Origin of the sequence: Lentzea nigeriaca (assembly GCF_016907955.1) — a bacterium.
GTDB classification, from domain to species: Bacteria; Actinomycetota; Actinomycetes; order Mycobacteriales; family Pseudonocardiaceae; genus Lentzea; species Lentzea nigeriaca.
The window spans coordinates 142,420-159,214 of the sequence record NZ_JAFBCX010000016.1 but is presented as its reverse complement, the minus strand read 5'-3'; the positions used below and the strand labels follow the sequence as shown (position 1 = coordinate 159,214).

Annotated in this window: 17 protein-coding genes; 10 read left to right on the top strand and 7 right to left on the bottom strand. The window is 68.6% G+C overall.

Annotated elements, in window-relative coordinates; translation table 11 throughout:
* Positions 1–327 precede the first annotated feature (327 nt).
* The 3 genes from JOD27_RS36815 to JOD27_RS36805 all read right to left on the bottom strand — a co-directional run bounded on the left by JOD27_RS36815 (position 328) and on the right by JOD27_RS36805 (position 2,930).
* Positions 328–1,002: a 3-keto-alpha-glucoside-1,2-lyase-like domain-containing protein gene (locus JOD27_RS36815; RefSeq protein ID WP_239570596.1), complete on the bottom strand. Its 675-nt coding sequence runs from the start codon at positions 1,000–1,002 to the stop codon at positions 328–330.
* A gap of 124 nt (positions 1,003–1,126) precedes the next feature.
* Positions 1,127–2,284 (bottom strand): hypothetical protein, encoded by a 1,158-nt coding sequence (locus tag JOD27_RS36810; RefSeq protein WP_204766951.1) that lies wholly within the window; start codon positions 2,282–2,284, stop codon positions 1,127–1,129.
* Positions 2,285–2,366: 82 nt separating this feature from the next.
* Positions 2,367–2,930: a CGNR zinc finger domain-containing protein gene (locus JOD27_RS36805; protein WP_307830547.1), complete on the bottom strand. Its 564-nt coding sequence runs from the start codon at positions 2,928–2,930 to the stop codon at positions 2,367–2,369.
* Positions 2,931–3,012: 82 nt separating this feature from the next.
* Between JOD27_RS36805 and JOD27_RS36800 the strand changes: the two genes are divergently transcribed.
* The 3 genes from JOD27_RS36800 (at position 3,013) to JOD27_RS36790 (ending at position 5,408) form a co-directional block, all read left to right on the top strand.
* Positions 3,013–3,447 carry a nuclear transport factor 2 family protein gene (locus JOD27_RS36800; protein ID WP_307830546.1) on the top strand — a complete coding sequence of 145 codons (435 nt, stop codon included), beginning with the start codon at positions 3,013–3,015 and terminating at the stop codon, positions 3,445–3,447.
* Between the two features lie 4 nt (positions 3,448–3,451).
* Positions 3,452–4,132 carry an MOSC domain-containing protein gene (locus JOD27_RS36795; protein WP_204766949.1) on the top strand — a complete coding sequence of 227 codons (681 nt, stop codon included), beginning with the start codon at positions 3,452–3,454 and terminating at the stop codon, positions 4,130–4,132.
* A gap of 94 nt (positions 4,133–4,226) precedes the next feature.
* Entirely contained in the window at positions 4,227–5,408 is a 1,182-nt protein-coding gene (locus JOD27_RS36790; RefSeq protein ID WP_204766948.1) for an FAD-dependent monooxygenase, read from the top strand.
* Positions 5,409–5,630: 222 nt separating this feature from the next.
* Here JOD27_RS36790 and JOD27_RS36785 read toward each other — a convergent pair whose 3' ends face one another.
* Positions 5,631–6,575: an NmrA/HSCARG family protein gene (locus JOD27_RS36785; RefSeq protein WP_204766947.1), complete on the bottom strand. Its 945-nt coding sequence runs from the start codon at positions 6,573–6,575 to the stop codon at positions 5,631–5,633.
* A 190-nt stretch (positions 6,576–6,765) separates the two neighbouring features.
* On the opposite strand from JOD27_RS36785, the gene JOD27_RS36780 reads away from it, so the two are divergent.
* From JOD27_RS36780 to JOD27_RS36760, 5 genes are all read left to right on the top strand, one after another.
* On the top strand, positions 6,766–7,131 hold the full coding sequence (locus JOD27_RS36780) for a DoxX family protein (protein WP_204766946.1): 366 nt from the start codon (positions 6,766–6,768) through the stop codon (positions 7,129–7,131).
* Between the two features lie 35 nt (positions 7,132–7,166).
* A complete protein-coding gene (locus JOD27_RS36775) occupies positions 7,167–8,222 on the top strand; it encodes a CE1758 family FMN-dependent luciferase-like monooxygenase (RefSeq protein WP_204766945.1) in 1,056 nt (351 codons plus the stop codon).
* Positions 8,215–8,697: a MarR family winged helix-turn-helix transcriptional regulator gene (locus JOD27_RS36770; protein WP_204766944.1), complete on the top strand. Its 483-nt coding sequence runs from the start codon at positions 8,215–8,217 to the stop codon at positions 8,695–8,697. The genes JOD27_RS36775 and JOD27_RS36770 overlap by 8 nt, the downstream gene beginning before the upstream one ends.
* Positions 8,698–8,819: 122 nt before the next feature.
* Entirely contained in the window at positions 8,820–9,068 is a 249-nt protein-coding gene (locus tag JOD27_RS36765; RefSeq protein ID WP_307830551.1) for a Scr1 family TA system antitoxin-like transcriptional regulator, read from the top strand.
* A complete protein-coding gene (locus JOD27_RS36760) occupies positions 9,043–9,216 on the top strand; it encodes a DUF397 domain-containing protein (RefSeq protein WP_204766942.1) in 174 nt (57 codons plus the stop codon). Before JOD27_RS36765 ends, JOD27_RS36760 begins: the two co-directional genes overlap by 26 nt.
* Here the strand turns inward: JOD27_RS36760 and icmF are convergent.
* The gene (icmF, locus tag JOD27_RS36755) at positions 9,213–12,419 is read right to left on the bottom strand and encodes a fused isobutyryl-CoA mutase/GTPase IcmF (protein ID WP_204766941.1); all 3,207 of its coding nucleotides are present in this window, start codon (positions 12,417–12,419) and stop codon (positions 9,213–9,215) included. The two genes, JOD27_RS36760 and icmF, sit on opposite strands and share 4 nt — an antisense overlap.
* Before the next feature lie 282 nt (positions 12,420–12,701).
* Positions 12,702–13,967: a helix-turn-helix transcriptional regulator gene (locus JOD27_RS46265; protein ID WP_204766940.1), complete on the bottom strand. Its 1,266-nt coding sequence runs from the start codon at positions 13,965–13,967 to the stop codon at positions 12,702–12,704.
* 131 nt (positions 13,968–14,098) lie between these two features.
* On the opposite strand from JOD27_RS46265, the gene JOD27_RS36745 reads away from it, so the two are divergent.
* A complete protein-coding gene (locus tag JOD27_RS36745) occupies positions 14,099–15,004 on the top strand; it encodes an NADP-dependent oxidoreductase (RefSeq protein WP_204766939.1) in 906 nt (301 codons plus the stop codon).
* A 32-nt stretch (positions 15,005–15,036) separates the two neighbouring features.
* Entirely contained in the window at positions 15,037–15,870 is an 834-nt protein-coding gene (locus tag JOD27_RS36740) for an NAD-dependent epimerase/dehydratase family protein (RefSeq protein WP_204766938.1), read from the top strand.
* On the opposite strand, the gene JOD27_RS36735 is transcribed toward JOD27_RS36740, so the two are convergent.
* Positions 15,852–16,778: a polyprenyl synthetase family protein gene (locus tag JOD27_RS36735; protein ID WP_204766937.1), complete on the bottom strand. Its 927-nt coding sequence runs from the start codon at positions 16,776–16,778 to the stop codon at positions 15,852–15,854. The genes JOD27_RS36740 and JOD27_RS36735 overlap by 19 nt on opposite strands.
* Between the last annotated feature and the right edge of the window lie 17 nt (positions 16,779–16,795).

Sequence of the window (16,795 nt, the reverse complement as noted above, 5' to 3'; positions counted from 1 at the left end):
AGCCGGATCAAGAACCAGACACGGACCTGCGCTACGCTTCACCTGCGGAGTGCCTTCCTGTTCGGTGTATCTGATGTCTTCGCAAACACCAGTTTTCCTTACAGGACAGGCACTTCCGCGCGTTCAGGGGCGTGTCACCTCAAATCACGCGAAATTCCGAGGCTAGGGCCTGTATCGAGGTCCATGTTCGCGATAGCCGGGCCTGAGGCGACCCCTGGCGGCACGGCCGGACGGCCCACATACGACACCGGCATGCGGGCCGTCCGGCCGCACCATCAGAAACCACCTCAGGCGCGACTCTCATCGAACGGGACCTCGATACAGGCCCTAGGTCGTGATGAACTTCGTGGGGTCCGCGACCGGGGACTCGACGACCAGGTCCTTGTACTCGTCCTCGATGCCCTTGTTGTGGATCTGGATCGCCACCGGCGCCTCGCGGCCCGCGGGTTCCTTCTTGTCCTCGAACTTCAGGACTTCCTGCGCCTTGCACTTGGTCGCACCGTCGGGCAGCGGACAGCACGCCATGCGCGCGATTCCGGTGTCACCGTTGGCAAGGATCTCGCACTGCGCCCACTTCTTCACGTCCCAGTTCGGGTGCGGGTACTTCGTGAAGAGGCCCTTGCCGCCGTTGTTGTGGCCTGGCCGGTAGTCCCACGCGCCACCGTTGGGCGGCTGGAACTGGATCGCGCCGAGGCCGTTCAGCGGCGGGGTCTGGATCTTGCCCCAGATCAGCACGGTCGGCTTGTGGTTGCCGGACACCTGGCGCAGCTTGAAGATCCAGCGGAAGCTCTTGTACTGCTGCTTGTTGTAGTAGATCCAGCCGCGCGAGGCGTCTTTCTGGCTGTGGATCGCGCCGTTCTTGACGACGAACGCGTCCTTGGCGTGCATGGTCCAGCCGTCGAGGGTCTTGCCGTCGAAGATGGGCACCAGCACGGGATCCGCGGCCCGCGCCGGGGTCGTTCCCGCGACGAGCGCCAGCACGAAGGCAGCGACTATCCACAATGGACGACGAAACATCTGTTACCGTCCTCGGCTCCGAGGTTTTCGGCAGCGACGGTGCACTCACCGTAGAACCGAGTCATCGGAGGAGTCAACGGAATCGCGTGTTTCTGAAAACGGACAACCCCTAGCGCGACAACACCGCCCTCCAGAGCAGCCGAGCGAGTTCCGGGTGACAGATGTCGTTGTGGGCTCCGGCGATTCCGTCGATACGGCGGATCACCGACGTGCAGTCGACGTTGTGCACCTGCCCCCTGGTCAGTTCGCCGGGAGATCCGATGTTGTGGCCGTGGGCGTAGGTGCCCTGCACGCCGTGCGAGCCGATGCCGCCGTACTTCGGGTACTCGTCGAGGTCGATCTGACGGCCCGAGCGCGCGGCCAGCGGGTAGAAGCGGCCGATGGCGTAGTCGTGCGAGGAGGTCGTGACGATGATCGGACCGGGCACGCGGCCGAGCACGCCGCGGAAGTAGCCGGAGCCGGGCTCGCCGGGCAGCCGTTCCGCGAACGACCACAGCGACATCGCGCCCTGCACGAGCGTCAGCGTCGCGGGCTGCACGGCGTTCGCCATCGCGGTCGCGGTGATGCAGCCGAAGCTGTGGCCCATCAGGTGGATGCGTGCCTGAGGGGCGGCCTGGGCGACGTCGCGGGCGATCCGCGCCGCACCGCTCTCCCCGAAGACCTTCGCGCGGCGCTTCATCTTCCAGAACGTCAGGATCCGCAACGGCGACAGGATCCCGCCCAGCGCCGGGTCCTCCAGGCACGCCCGGTAGAGCTGCTCGGCGTCGAACGCCATCCCGTCCTCACCCGGCAGGTCCGGGACAGAGCTCTCCAGGTAGTCGTAGGCCTGCTTGACCGCGGCCGACATCCGGCACGGGTGCTGCCGCGCGGCTTCGACGATCGTGCGCACCGCGGCGGTGCGGCCGGCACCTCCCCCGAGGCGCTGAGCCTGCGCCTTGATGAACTCGTCGGACCGGACGTCCTCGTCGCCCCACGCCTTCGACGGCCAGTGCAGGCCGACGAGCAGGGCCTTGAAGCCGCCGGGAAGCCGGTGCGCCGCCTCACGTTCGGCGCGGCAGTCGGCCATGGTCCTCACCCACTGCCCGTACTGCTGCCGGGCGGCGGGCACATCGCCGTTCCACCCGTGGATGAAGAAGAACACGTCGGTGACACCGCGGCGGGCGTCGTACAGGACGTCCGCGCTGTCGCGCCCCCGCTCGTTGCCTGTCTCGTCGAAGCAGACGAGGTGATAGCTGATGTCGTGGCCTGGCACGGATTCTCGGGACATCGCGGATCACCACCACACAAAGAGCGCGCCCTACTGTTCTCCGGTTATCGGAACTGCGGCGGCTCATGTGTAGCCCCGGCGATCAGGAAAACCCGTTCGGACCAGGCGATTCACCCCGATTGCGCCGGTAGTGTCGTGCCGCGCGGACCCTGTTGCCACAGGCCGGCGAACACCACTCGCGGCGCGGGTGGTCCTTCACGAAGTAGAGCACGCAGCCCGGCGCATAACAGGCGCGCAACAGCACCCGGTTCTCGCCGGTGAAGAGCTCTACGGCCTCGGCGGCGATCGCGGCAAGCGCTTGCTGGGCGGGCGGCCCCTCACTTTCGTTGTCCCGCAACAGTTCCCCGTCACGCACCGCGAGCTGCGGCCACTGCCGCGCACTCTTCGCCGCACGGTTCACCTCGGCCACCGCGCGCTCCAGGTCACGATTCCGCGCGACCGCACGCGTGTCCTCGGTGAGCACGCCGGCGAGATCGCGGAGCGCCTGCCGCAGCGCGCGAAACGCCGCGAGGTCGGCCTGGTCCGCGGGCACGCCCAGGAAGTCGCGAAGCCCGCGGACCGTGGTCAGGTCGTCGTTCACCTGCGACCGGTTGGCCCAGATCGTGTTCATCAGCAGGACCGGACGGGGTTCGTCGGGGGTCAGCACGTCTAACGGTAACACAGGCTTGCATCCGTTAGGCTCGCGTTCTAACGTTTACAGCGTCGCCCAACCGTTGGAAGGACTCCTCGTGAACCTCGTCCCCCCGTTCGACGCCGACACCGCCCGGCTCAAGGTGCAGGCGGCCCAGGACGCCTGGAACACCCGCGATCCGGAACGGGTCGCCCGCGCCTACACGCCGGATTCGGTGTGGCGCAACAGGTCCGAGTTCATCCGCGGCACCGGCGAGATCGTCGCGTTCCTGACGAAGAAGTGGGAGCGGGAGCACGAGTACGTGCTGCGCAAGTCGCTGTGGGCCTACGGCGACAACCGCATCGCCGTGCGCTTCCAGTACGAGTGGCACGACGACGAGGGCCAGTGGTGGCGCAGCTACGGCAACGAGAACTGGGAGTTCGCGCCGTCCGGCCTCATGAGCCGGCGCGAGGCGAGCATCAACGACGTGCGGATCGCGGTCGAGGATCGCCGCATCGACCCGAATTCGACCAATGACCTCCCGACGGAGTAACGCGATGCATGTCGAGGCGCTGTGGCGCTATCCGGTGAAGTCGCTCGGCGGCGAACCGCTCCGGGAAGCCGAGTTCACCCCCGACGGCGTGGCGGGCGACCGCGTCGTGCACGTGCGGGGACCGCGCGGAGTCCTGACCGGACGCACCCGCTACGGCCTGCTCACCATCCCGGCGACGACCGGCGAGAACGGCCCGCTGGTCGACGGACACCCGTGGGACAGCTGGGAAGCCCACGCGCTGGTGCTCCCCCACGGCGGCAGGCTCACCCGCTACACCGGGCCGGAGCGGTTCGACGTGCTCAACGTCCTCGTGGCCACGGACGGCCAGATCGAGGCGGCCGGGGTCGACGTGCGGCGGTTGCGGCCCAACATCCTCGTCGGCGGTGTCGAACCGGGCGAGGAGGACGGCTGGCCGGGGCACGCGCTGGTGATCGGCGACGTCGTGATCGGCATGTACCAGAAGCGCGCCCGGTGCGTGGTCACGACGATCGACCCGGACACCGGCGAGCAGGACCTGGACGTGCACCGGCGGATCCGGCGCGAGTTCGGCGGGGTGCTGTGCCTGGACAGCTGGGTGGTCCGGCCGGGTGTGGTGAAGGTCGGCGATGCCGTCGAGGTGGTGCCGACCGACGAGCTGCCCAACCGCGTCGGCGGGTGGATCGTCGGGGCTCCTTACGCCGTTTGAGGTCCGCCGCCGTCTGAGGTCCCGAGTCGGCACGGAGAGACGTGGGTCACCGTACACTCCGGACCGTCGAGCGGACTGGGGATTGGGGGCCGCGGTGAGCGGTAGCAGGGTGCTGGTGGCAGGGGCGAGCATCGCGGGGCCCGCGCTGGCCCACTGGTTGCACCGGCGGGGAGCCGAGGTGACCGTCGTCGAGCGGGCTCCCGGCCTGCGCCCCGGCGGCCAGGCGGTGGACGCGCGCGGAGTGACCAAGGAGGTCATCCGGCGGATGGGGCTGGACGAGGCGGTGCGCGCCGCGTGCACCGACACCGCCGGCGCGCACACCGTCGACGCCGATGGCAACGTGCTGCAGACGTTCAGCGCCGAGGACGACGGTGGCGACGGGTTCATCGCGGACATCGAGATCCTGCGCGGAGACCTGGCCCAGGTGCTCTACGACGACACCCGCGCCGGCGTCGAGTACGTCTTCGACGACCGGATCGCCGAGCTCACCCAGGACGCGGACGGGGTCGACGTGACCTTCGCGAGCGGCGCCAAGCGGCGCTTCGACCTGGTGATCGGAGCCGACGGGCTGCACTCGGCGCTGCGCGCGATGGTCTTCGGGCCGCGCGAGCGGTTCGTCCGCCACCTCGGGCTCGTGCTGGCCTTCTACAGCGTGCCCAACGAGTTCGGGCTGGACCGCTGGTTCATCGAGTACCAGGAGCAGGGGTCGGGACGTTCCGCCGCCCTGCGCCCCATCCAGGACGCCACCAGGGGCATGGCCTTCTTCTCCTTCCCCGCGGCCGAGTTCGACGTCGACCACCGCGACATCGAGGGCCAGAAGCGCCTGCTGCGCGAGCAGGTGGCCGACCTGGGCTGGCTGACGCCACGCATCCTCGCGCACCTGGACGACGCGCCGGACTTCTACCTCGACCAGGTCGCCCAGGTGGTGATGGACCGCTGGTCGGACGGACGGGTGGGCCTGATCGGCGACGCGGCGTTCTGCGCGTCGCCGATGTCCGGGCAGGGCACCGGGCTGGCCCTGGTCGGCGCCTACCTGCTCGCGGGCGAACTCGCCGCCGCCAAGTGGGACCCCGTGGCCGGCTTCGCGGGCTACGAGGAGCGGATGCGCTCGTTCGTCGAGGCCAACCAGGAGATGGGCCGGCTCCACGTCGAGTTCCGCAGCGCCACGGGACCGGCCGCCGAGCCCGACGTGGAGGCGCTCATGCCGCTGATCGAACGTGCGCTCAACGGCATCGAACTGCCCGACTACGCCGGGGTGCCGGACTCCAGGGCCTGAGAGACTGTCTCACCGGGCTGTTCCGGCGCCGGCAGCGCAGCGCGGATCCTGGTCCTGCTGCAGGCCCTGGCCGATGCCGCTGGGCGGACTCGATCGCGCGGGGCGGAAGCCGCAGTCGATCCTGCTGACAGCCGGGCAGCGCGGCGACAGCCCGCAGTTCATCCCCGTCCTGCGAGGAATCCGGGTGCCTCGGCTGACCGGCTGCGGTTCGCAGGTGGCCCGTCAGGCGCCGGCGAGGGCGTCCTTGTGCGCGTCGACCCACTGTTCGAAGGTTTGCAGCTCGGGGTTGAGGCTGCGCACGAGGTCGAGGTCGCGTGCGGCGACGAACTGCGGCACCTCGGCGTAGTACTGGAACATGTTGCCGTTCTCGACGGCGCCGGGCCACGGCTGGGCGCGCAGGGCGTCGAAGGGGACGGGCACGTAAGTGACGTCCTCGCCGAGGGCCTTGCCGAGGACGGCCACCATCTGTGCGCCGGTCAGGTGCTCGCCGGCGATGCTCACGGTCCGGCCGATGAACTCCTGGCCGCGCTTGAAGATCCCGTAGGCGGTGCGGCCGATGTCCTCGACCGCGATGCCGGCCAACGGGCTCTCGCCCATCGCCAGGGGCAGGAACAGCCGCCCGTCCTGGTCCCGCTGGACCCTCATGAAGTTGGTGAAGTTCTCCCAGTAGAACGTGGTCTGCAGGAAGGTGGCCGGCACTCCGGCGTCGGTGAAGAACTGGTTGGCCTCCGCCTTCGCGTCGAAGTGCGGCACCTTGTAGCTGTCGAGCAGCGTCGGCATGCGCTCGTCGCTGAGCGGGATGTGCTCGCGGGTGTCCTCCAGCGTGGACCAGATCACGTGGCTGAGACCCGCGCTCTTCGCCGCGCCGGCCATGGTGGCCGCGTCCGACTTCTCCTTCTGCGGGGACGCGTGCTCCCAGAAGTTGGTCACCAGGTATGCGCCGTACGCGCCTTCGAATGCCTTGACGAGGCCGGCTTCGTCGCTGATGTCGGCCTCGACCACCTCGACGCCCAGTGCGGCGAGCTCTCGGGCCTTGTCCGAGGCGGCGTCGCGGGTCAGGGCGCGCGCGACGAACCCGCCGTCCGGGTCGGCGAGGATCGCACGCACGAGGCCGCCGCCCTGGGCGCCGGTCGCGCCGACCACCGCGATGATCTTCTGTTCGGTCACGGGTTTCTCCTGGAGTTCCGGGAACGATTTGGTTGATGTGTCATCCAAACTACCACCGAAGGTTAACGCGTCAACCAAGTCTGGCATGGATGTGACGAAGACCCGACGCGACCCGAAGTGGTTGACGCGTTAACCAAGTGCCGCGTACGGTCCGGTTAACGCATCAACCACTTCTCCCCAAGGATTCACCATGTCCATCGCCGCCGCCGTCCTCAGCGCCCTTCTGGCATTTGCCGCGCTCGGGGCGGGTATCCCCAAGATCACCCTGAAGGGCAGCGTGCCCGAGCTGCTGCAGGAGCACCTGGGAGTCAGCGCCTCGCTGACCCGGCTGATCGGCGTTGCCGAGGCCGCCGCCGCCGTGGGCCTGGTCGCGGGAATCTTCTGGCACCCACTGGGCATCGCCGCGGCGGCGGGCCTGGTGATCGTCTTCGCCGGAGCCGTGGTCTATCACGGCCGCGCGGGGGACTACGCCGACCCCAAGGCGCGCGGCGGGGCGATCGCTCCGATCATCCTCGGCCTGGTCTCGGTCGCCGCGATCGTCACCAGCGCGCTCTGACCCGGACCCCGGACGAAGGGCAAAGGACCACCGTCATGGAAATCGGCATCTTCGGCGTGGGCGACATCCACCCCGATCCGAACACCGGCCAGGCGCCCACCGAGTTCGAGCGCATCCACGCGATCACCCGGATCGCCAAGCACGCCGAGGATGCCGGATTCGACGTCTACGCCATCGGCGAGCACCACAACCCGCCGTTCATCAGCAGCGCGGACTCCACGCTGCTCGCCTACATCGCGGCGCGCACCGAGCGCATCACCCTGTCCACCTCGACCACGCTGATCACCACGAACGACCCGGTGAAGATCGCCGAGGACTTCGCCACGCTCCAGCACCTGGCGAACGGCCGGGTCGACCTCATGCTCGGACGTGGCAACACCGCCGAGGTCTACCCCTGGTTCGGCCAGGACATCCGCCAGGGCATCCCGCTGGCGGTGGAGAACTACGCCCTGCTGCGCCGGCTGTGGCGCGAGGAGAACGTGAACTGGAGCGGCCGCTTCCGCACTCCGCTCAAGAACTTCACCGCCATGCCCCGCCCTCTCAACGACACCCCGCCGTTCGTGTGGCACGGCTCCATCCGCAGCCCGGAGATCGCCGAACAGGCCGCCACCTACGGCGACGGCTTCTTCGTCAACAACCTGTTCATGTCGATGGACTACTTCAAGCAGTACGTCGACCTCTACCGGGAACGCTACGCACACCACGGCCACGGACACCCGGAGGACGCCATCGTAGGAGCCGGGGCGGCCGTCTTCGTCCGTCCCAACTCCCAGGACGCCTGGACCGAATACGCCCCCTACTACTACGGCCACCCCATCAACCAGGGCGCCGACATGGAACACGCTGTGGCCAACACGGGCCTGACCGTGGGAAGCCCCCAGCAGGTCATCGACAAGGTGCTCCGCTTCCCCAAGTACTTCGGCCGCACCTCACGCGTCCTGTTCGGCCTGGATTTCGGCGGCGTTCCCGAGAAGACCGTCCACGAGCAAGTCGACCTTCTCGGCGAGCAGGTACTGCCCGTACTGCGCCGCGAACTCGGCGAGGCGAGTGGTTCACGTGTCAACCATTTCGTATCATGGACTCATGGGTGACGGCGACTGGCTGAACGAGCGCGAGCAAAGGGCCTGGCGGGGGTTCATCGAGCTGGCAAACTTCCGTGACCAGTTCGGACGGGAACTTCAGGCCGAGACCGGGCTGTCGGGCGCGGACTACGCGATTCTGGTAAGCCTCTCGGAGGCTGCGGACGGCCGAATGCGCGCGATCGAACTGAGGAAGGCGATCAACTGGGAGAAGAGCCGGCTCACCCAGCATCTGAACCGCATGGCCAGCCGGGGCCTGGTCACCCGGGAACCCTGCCTCACCGACAATCGCGGCATCCAGGTCTCTCTGACACAGGCGGGCCGCGAGGCCATCGAGGCGGCCGCGCCCCGCCACGTGGGCCACGTTCGCCGCTGGTTCATCGATGCGCTCACCCCCGACCAGCTCGACACCTTCGCGGATCTCACCAAAGTCGTCCTGGATCACATCGCGGCGCAGGATCACACGGCGCAAGCAGACTCGGACTAGATTTGCCATAGGGTGCGTATTGCATTTCTCTCTCTTGTGGTGGGCACTATTTTCACCCGAACGAGGCTATTTCGTGCTTGAAAAGCAAGCAATAGCGTCAATGCCATGGCCACTGGCATTCCATCCACGGTGTACAGCAGGGATCTCGGCGACGAGCTTGGGAATACGAGAAGGCAATGCCGGTGGCGTTCGTCGACACCGATCTCGCGAAGGTGTTCGTGCAGGATCCCGGGGCCATCGTGCGCACCCGGCTGCTCTTCAACCGTCTGGATGAGGTCGCATTGGATCCGGAACAATCGCGGACGAGGCTGGCGGAGTACGTCAGCCCACCGCGAGAGGAACTCGATGACCCAGGAACGCGCATGGCGTAAGAGCAGCTACAGCGGTGGAACGGAGGACAGCAACTGCGTCGAGGTGTCGCTCGCCCAGGACGCGCTCGTGCGGGACTCGAAGAACGCGAGTGGTGACGTTCTCGCGTTCTCCGGTCCCGCCTGGCGTGCCCTGATCAGCTGGCTCTAGATGTTGCGCCGGTACTGGCCACCCACCTCGAAGAACGCCTCCGTGATCTGACCGAGCGTGCAGACGCGGGCGGCGTCCATCAGCACGGCGAACACGTTCTCGTTCGTCTGCGCGACCTCGCGCAGACGGGCGAGGGCCTTCTCTGCCTCGTCGCGGTGTGCCGCCTGGAACGCACGGGTGCGGTCGACCTGCGACTTCTTCTCCTCCTCCGTGGCGCGGGCGAGCTCGATCTTCACGACCTCGCGCTCGCCGCCCTCGGGCAGGAAGGTGTTGACGCCGATCAACGGCAGCGAGCCGTCGTGCTTGCGCTGCTCGTAGAGCATCGACTCGTCCTGGATGCGGCCGCGCTGGTAGCCGGTCTCCATCGCGCCGAGCACGCCGCCGCGTTCGGAGATGCGGTCGAACTCCGTCAGCACGGCCTCCTCGACGAGGTCCGTCAGCTCGTCGATGACGAACGAGCCCTGCAACGGGTTCTCGTTCGCGGACAGGCCCCACTCCTTGTTGATGATCATCTGGATGGCCATCGCGCGGCGGACCGACGACTCCGTCGGCGTGGTGATCGCCTCGTCGTAAGCGTTGGTGTGCAAGGAGTTGCAGTTGTCGTACAACGCGCAGAGAGCCTGCAGGGTCGTGCGGATGTCGTTGAAGTCCATCTCCTGCGCGTGCAGCGAACGGCCCGAGGTCTGCACGTGGTACTTGAACTTCTGCGAACGCTCCGCGGCGCCGTAGCGGTCGCGCATGGCCACGGCCCAGATCCGGCGGGCCACGCGGCCGATCACGCTGTACTCGGCGTCCATGCCGTTGGAGAAGAAGAACGACAGGTTCGGCGCGAAGTCGTCGATGTTCATGCCGCGCGCCAGGTACGACTCGACGTAGGTGAACCCGTTGGCTAGCGTGAAGGCGAGCTGGCTGATGGGGTTCGCGCCGGCCTCGGCGATGTGGTAGCCGGAGATCGACACCGAGTAGAAGTTGCGCACCTGCTGCTGGATGAACCACTCCTGGATGTCCGCCATCATGCGCAGCGAGAACTCCGTGGAGAAGATGCAGGTGTTCTGGCCCTGGTCCTCCTTGAGGATGTCGGCCTGCACGGTGCCGCGCACGTTCGCGAGCGCGTACCGGCGCAGCTGCTCGTACTCCTCGGCAGACGGCTCGCGGTCGTGCTCCGCGCGGAACTTGTCGACCTGCTGGTCGATCACCGTGTTCAGGAAGTACGCGAGGATCGTCGGCGCCGGACCGTTGATCGTCATCGACACCGACGTCGTCGGCGCGACGAGGTCGAAACCGTCGTAGAGCGCCTTCATGTCGTCCAGCGACGCGATGGAGACGCCGGAGGTGCCGATCTTGCCGTAGACGTCCGGCGGGGTGTCGGGGTCGCGGCCGTAGAGCGTCACCGAGTCGAAGGCGGTCGACAGGCGCGTGGCCGGGTTGCCCTTCGAGAGGTACTTGAAGCGGCGGTTGGTGCGGAACGCGTCACCCTCGCCCGCGAACATGCGCGCCGGGTCCTCGCCCTCGCGCTTGAACGGGAAGACGCCCGCGGTGTACGGGAAGAAGCCCGGCAGGTTCTCCTTGCGCAGGAACCGCAGCAGCGAACCCTCGTCGTCGTAGCGCGGCAGGCTGACGCGGCGAACCTGGTTGCCGGACAACGTCTCCCGCGTCAGCCTGGTGTGGATCTCCTTGTCCCGCACCTTGAACACGAGCTCGTCGCCGGAGTACTGCTCGCGGGTCTGCTCCCAGCCGCTCAGCAGCTCCACGGTGTCGCGGTCGAGTCTGCGCTCGGCCTCCGCCGCCAGTTCCGCGATGTCGGCGGTCGCCTTGTCGGCTGCCTCCAACGCCTTCTGCGCGGCGGTGAGCTGCGTGTGCGCACGGACCGCCTCGACCTGCTCGTCGGTCTTGCGGTGGTAGGCGCGCACGGTGTCCGCGATGTCGGACAGGTAGCGGGCACGGGACGCGGGCACGATCGTGGACGCCGACGTCGACGTCTTGCCGTTGACCTTCGCGAGAGCGCCTTCCTCCACGGCCAGACCGTGTTCGACGAGACCGTCGCGCAGGAACTGGTACAGCGCGGTGACTCCGTCGTCGTTGAACGTCGCGGCGGAGGTGCCGAACACCGGCATGTCCTCCCACTTGGCACCGAACGCCTCGCGGTTGCGCACCAGCTGCCGTGCCACGTCCCTGCGGGCGTCCTCGGCCCCGCGGCGCTCGAACTTGTTGATCGCCACGGCGTCGGCGTAGTCGAGCATGTCGATCTTCTCGAGCTGTGACGCGGCACCGAATTCCGGCGTCATCACGTACAGCGAGAAGTCCACGAACGGCACGATGGCCGCGTCACCCTGACCGATACCGGGCGTCTCGACGATGACCAGATCCGCACCGGACGCCTTGCACGCCACGATGGCCTGCTCGAGACCGTCCGGGATCTCACTGCCCGCACGGCGCGTGGCGAGCGAACGGAAGAACACGCGGTCGCCGTCGAGGCAGTTCATCCGGATGCGGTCACCGAGCAGCGCGCCACCACCGCGGCGCCGGGTCGGGTCGACGGCCAGGACGGCGATGCGCAGCTTGTCCTGCTGGTCGAGCCGGAAGCGGCGCACGAGCTCGTCCGTGAGCGACGACTTGCCGGAGCCGCCGGTGCCGGTGATGCCGAGGACCGGGACCTTGCGGGTGGTCTCGATGGTGTCTGCGACACCAGCCTCGATGTGCGTGATCGCGCGGGCGAGGGCCTCGTCCGCGCCCGTCAGCAACGCGTCGTGGCTGAACGGCTGGGTGAGCGCGTGGTCGCACTCCTCGATCATCAGGTTGATCATGCGCGCGAGACCCAGCGTCTGCCCGTCCTGCGGCGAGAAGATCCGCGCGACGCCGCGGGAGTGCAGCAGCTCGATCTCCTCGGGGACGATCACGCCGCCACCGCCGCCGTAGACCCTGATGTGGCCGGCGCCGCGCTCGTTCAGCAGCTGCACCAGGTACGAGAAGTACTCGACGTGCCCACCCTGGTAGGCGCTGATCGCGACACCCTGCACGTCCTCCTGGATCGCGGCGTTGACGACCTCCGCCACCGACCTGTTGTGGCCGAGGTGGATGACCTCCGCACCCTGCGACTGCAGGATGCGCCGCATGATGTTGATCGCCGCGTCGTGCCCGTCGAACAGGCTCGACGCGGTCACGAAGCGGACCGGGTTCACCGGCCGGTGCAGTGAGGTCGCCATGAGAATAGTTTGACTTCCTACTATCGGACGTGCAACCGAGGGTGGCTCACGTCTCTGCATCGAGCAAGACGTGAGCGGCTGTCCGTGATTCCATATGTTCGAGAAACGAAACTGCGCGTATCCGAGAATGCGTTCCAAATTCCCGCACTCCCATTCGGATGCGGCGAGCATGGTTCAACAGCACCGGCCACCTCTACGTGGACGGCCACCTCGGGACCGATCCCGGCTCCCGGCTGACCGGGCCGGACGCCGCCGGCACCAACGCCCAGCAGAACGCGGCGGTTAGCGGGCCGCGCCCCACTCGTGGGCCAGCGCGGCCGCCTCACCACGCGACCCGACCCCCAGCTTGTCCAGGATGTTGGCCACGTGGAACTTCACGGTGGACTCGCTGATGTGCAGGTCGGCCGCGATGTCGCGGTTGCGCCGGCCGCGCGCCAGCTGACCCAGGACCTCCAGCTCCCGTGCGCCCAGCACGGTCAGCGGGTCCTCGCGCGGGGTCTCCGGCGGCCCGAGTGGGATCTCGAACGTCACGGTCGTCCCCCAGCCGGGAATGGCGTCGATCTGCCCGCGGCCGCCGAGCGGCCCCAGACGTTCGGTGATGCGGCGCGAGTCAAGATTTCCGCAGGTCAACGTGCCGGGACCGTCGTCGCGCACGGTCGCGCGGAGTACCGTCGTGGCCACCTTCCAGCCGACGTGGACGCGGTGGACGCCGCGCTGGTCGTCGAGCATCGCGTGCACGGTGGAGCGGACCACGGCACGGGCGGTGGAGGCGACGTCGACGGGCAGCACGCGGTCGGCACCCTCCTCCGCGCCCGGTGTGCCCAGGTCCAGTCGCACGCCGGTGCCGCGCAGGACCCTGCGCAGCGACTCGGCGAGCCGGTCGAAGGCGTCACCCGAGCGTTCCTCCGAGAGCGACCGGTCGAGTTCGGCTCGCGAGCGCAGTTCGACCAGCGTGGTCACGGCGAGGTCGACGGCGCGGGTGCGGGCGGAGGCGTCGTCCGCGGAACGGTCGCGCAGCACGGCCAGCAGTGCGGTCAGCGCGGTTCCGTAGACGTCACCGAGGTCCGAGATCGCCACGGCACGGGCCGCCGCGGCCGCCCGCGACACGGCGAGCGTCGCCGGCACCGCCTCGTTGCGCAGGCCCTCGCGGTGCGCGGTCACCAGGTCCCACAACGCTTCGGCCGCCTTCAGGTGCTCCTCCGGCACCGGGGTGTCCTCAGTGCGCACGAGGACCATCAGCGGCGCCGGCTCGCTCGCGTCGCTGGACACGGCGAGCACGGGCACCTCCACACCGGCCATGACCGCCCTGCCCTGCCAGGTTCCCCGTGTGGGCACCAGCGGCCGCAGTGCGGCGAGGTCGGCGATGGAGACCGACGACCCCGGCGCGCCCGGTGACACGCCACGGACCTTGAACGGCGCGAACGAGCAGTTCGCGGAGAGCTCGGCGAGCGCCTGGTGGGGAACCGTCCCGGCGAACGCGGCGGACAGCCGCGGCAGCGTCTCGCTCAGCGGTGCCCGGATCACGTCTACGGCCGTCAACAGGTCCATGACCCCAACGTAGTCCGTGTGAGGCCCGAGGCGGCTAGCCGTTCGGCCAGGACGAACTAGCCGAAGTGATGGCCATGCCCTGGCCGCTCGCTCCCCAGGATGGAAACCACATCCGACAGAGGAGCGAGAAGATGAAGGCGATCACGTACACCGAGTTCGGCGGTCCGGAAGTCCTGCGCCTGGAGGACGTCCCGGACCCGCACGCCGGGCCCGGACAGGTACGGGTGAAGGTCGTGGCTGCCGGGGTCAACCCCATCGACTACAAGATCCGCAACGGGTGGATGCCGCAGCTGGCCCCCACGTTCCCGGTGATCCCCGGCATCGAGGCGGCCGGTGTCGTCGACGAGGTGGGCGAGGACGTCACCGGGGTCTCGGTGGGTGACGAGGTGCTGATCCAGGCCTTCACCGGCACCTACGCCGAGTACGCCCTGGCCACCGACTTCGTGCTCAAGCCCGCGGACCTCGACTGGGACACGGCCGCCGCGCTGCCCGTAGCCGTCGAGACCGCGAGTCGTGTGCTCGACGCGCTCGAGGTACGGGACGGCGAAACGCTGCTGCTGCACGGGGCCGCCGGCGTGGTCGGCGCCGTCGCGGTGCAGCTCGCGGTGGCCCGCGGCGCCACAGTCATCGGCACCGCCTCCCCCGGCAACCACGACTACCTGCGTTCCCTCGGGGCGATCCCGGTCGCCTACGGTGCCAGGCTCGCCGACCGGGTCCGCGCCGCCGCACCGCAGGGCGTCGACACCGTGTTCGACGCCGCCGGGCGGGGAGACCTGGAGGTCTCGATCGAGCTGCGTGGCGGCACCGACCGGATCGTCACGATCGCCGATCCCCGCGCCGCCGAGTTCGGCGTCCCGTTCTCCGCGGGAGGCCGCCCGTTCGACGCGGAGTTCGCCGAGTACATCCGCCTCGCCGCCGACGGCAAGCTCCAGGTGCGGGTCGCGCGGAGCCTCCCGCTGGAGGACGCGGCGAAGGCACAGGAGCTCAGCGCGAGCGGGCACGCCGGAGGGAAGCTGGTGCTGCGGTTGTCGTCGTGAGGCGATAATGACGCATGACTCAACGTGTCGCGGTGACCGGAGGCAGCGGCAAGCTCGGGCGTGCCGTCGTGGCCGACCTGATCGAGCACGGCTGGGAGGTCCACAACCTCGACCAGGCGACTCCCCCGACGCCCCAGGGCTGCGAGTTCACCCGCGTCGACCTGACCGACTACGGCCAGGTCGTGGAGGCGATCAGCGGGATCGACGACAGGTACGCCGGGCTGGACGCCGTGGTGCACCTGGCGGCGATCCCCGGCCCCGGCGTCGCGCCCAACGCCAGGACGTTCCACAACAACGTGACCAGCACGTACAACGTGTTCGCCGCGGCACGGCTGGCGGGCGTGCGCAACGTCGTGTGGGCGTCCAGCGAGACGGTGCTCGGGCTGCCGTTCGACACTCCCCCGCCGTACATCCCGATCGACGAGGAGTACGCGGGACGACCCGAGACGTCGTACTCGCTGGGCAAGCTGGTGGACGAGACGCTCGCCCAGCAGTTCTGCCGCTGGGAACCGGAGATGAAGATCATCGGTTTGCGGTTCTCGAACGTCATGGAGCCGCACGACTACGAGCGCTTCCCGTTCGACGCCGATCCGTTGGCGCGCAAGTGGAATCTCTGGTCGTACATCGACGCACGCGACGGTGCTCAGGCCGTGCGCAAGGCACTCGCGCACGACGCGACGGGCTTCGACGTGTTCATCATCGCCAACGCCGACACGTGCATGACGACGCCGAACGACGAGCTCGTCGCGAAGGTCTATCCGGGCGTGCCGCTCAAGAGGGAGTTCGGTCCTCACGAGACGCTGCTGTCGATTGAGAAGGCACGGCGGGTGCTGGGGTTCGAGCCCGTTCACACCTGGCGGTCGTGACGGACCTCGAGCCCGGCCGGCTCCTCCGCCGCCCGCGCCCTCGGCTGCACCTGACGCAGGTGGTTGAGGGCGCGGGCGAGCAGCAGCTCGGCCTGCTGTTCGCACCACCTGCGGCCACCTGCCTGCTCGACCCGGTCGGCCAGCTCGGAGGGTTCCGCGTCGGTCGCGTAGACGTCGATGCCCGCGTTGATCGCGGCGACCACGGGCAACGTGCGGCGGCGGTGCGCGAGGTCGTCGTAGAGCGGGCGGCCGCTCACGGGCGCGCCGCCCCAGATGGCCTGCACGTCGTCCACGTGCTTGCGGGCGAGACCTACGTCGTCGCCGAACTCCCTGAGGTGGTCGGCCTGGCTGCGGGACGCACCGGCGGCGAGGGCGCCTAGCTCGCACGCGCAGGCCGTCAGCGCCGAGTGCTTCGCCGCCGCGACGCCCAGATACTCGGCTATGTCGACGTCGTCCCGTTCGTCCATCTCGACGTCCTGGACGTAACCGTCCACAACGGACAGCAGTGCGGCGTTGAGGATCATCGCCTCGGGCTTGGCGAGTTGCCAGAAGGCGAGTGACACCAAGGTGTCCGCGGTCGAGACGACCCTGTCGTCGCCGAACTCCACCCACGCGCTCGGCTGGTGGTCACGGCTCAGCGCACGGGTCATCAGGTCCGCGTGCAGCGCTTCGTGCCGGTGGGCGAGTTCGAGCGCCAGCGCCACCTTGGTCGCTCGGGTGGCGTCGCCGATGGCGTCGGCGGCGAGCAGCGCGAGTGCGGCCGTCGAGAAGTCGGACCGGTGGTACTCGACGACCTCACGGGTCTCGTCGGGCAGCGTGGCGAGCGCGGCCGTGAGCGGCGTATCGATCATGGCGCGACTCCACGCCAGTACGTCCCGCGGCCGCGCCACCACGTCGATGCTCGTCATGCACTTCCTCTCAAAAG

Bases quoted from the DNA above. Each gene is read 5' to 3' on its own strand.
- JOD27_RS36770 (WP_204766944.1), top strand. From the start codon at position 8,215: ATGGGTGACGGCGACTGGCTGAACGAGCGCGAGCAAAGGGCCTGGCGG.
- JOD27_RS46265 (WP_204766940.1), bottom strand. From the start codon at position 13,967: ATGGACCTGTTGACGGCCGTAGACGTGATCCGGGCACCGCTGAGCGAG.
- icmF (WP_204766941.1), bottom strand. From the start codon at position 12,419: ATGGCGACCTCACTGCACCGGCCGGTGAACCCGGTCCGCTTCGTGACC.
- JOD27_RS36735 (WP_204766937.1), bottom strand. From the start codon at position 16,778: ATGACGAGCATCGACGTGGTGGCGCGGCCGCGGGACGTACTGGCGTGG.
- JOD27_RS36775 (WP_204766945.1), top strand. From the start codon at position 7,167: ATGGAAATCGGCATCTTCGGCGTGGGCGACATCCACCCCGATCCGAAC.
- JOD27_RS36810 (WP_204766951.1), bottom strand. From the start codon at position 2,284: ATGTCCCGAGAATCCGTGCCAGGCCACGACATCAGCTATCACCTCGTC.
- JOD27_RS36795 (WP_204766949.1), top strand. From the start codon at position 3,452: ATGCATGTCGAGGCGCTGTGGCGCTATCCGGTGAAGTCGCTCGGCGGC.
- JOD27_RS36745 (WP_204766939.1), top strand. From the start codon at position 14,099: ATGAAGGCGATCACGTACACCGAGTTCGGCGGTCCGGAAGTCCTGCGC.
- JOD27_RS36760 (WP_204766942.1), top strand. From the start codon at position 9,043: ATGACCCAGGAACGCGCATGGCGTAAGAGCAGCTACAGCGGTGGAACG.
- JOD27_RS36780 (WP_204766946.1), top strand. From the start codon at position 6,766: ATGTCCATCGCCGCCGCCGTCCTCAGCGCCCTTCTGGCATTTGCCGCG.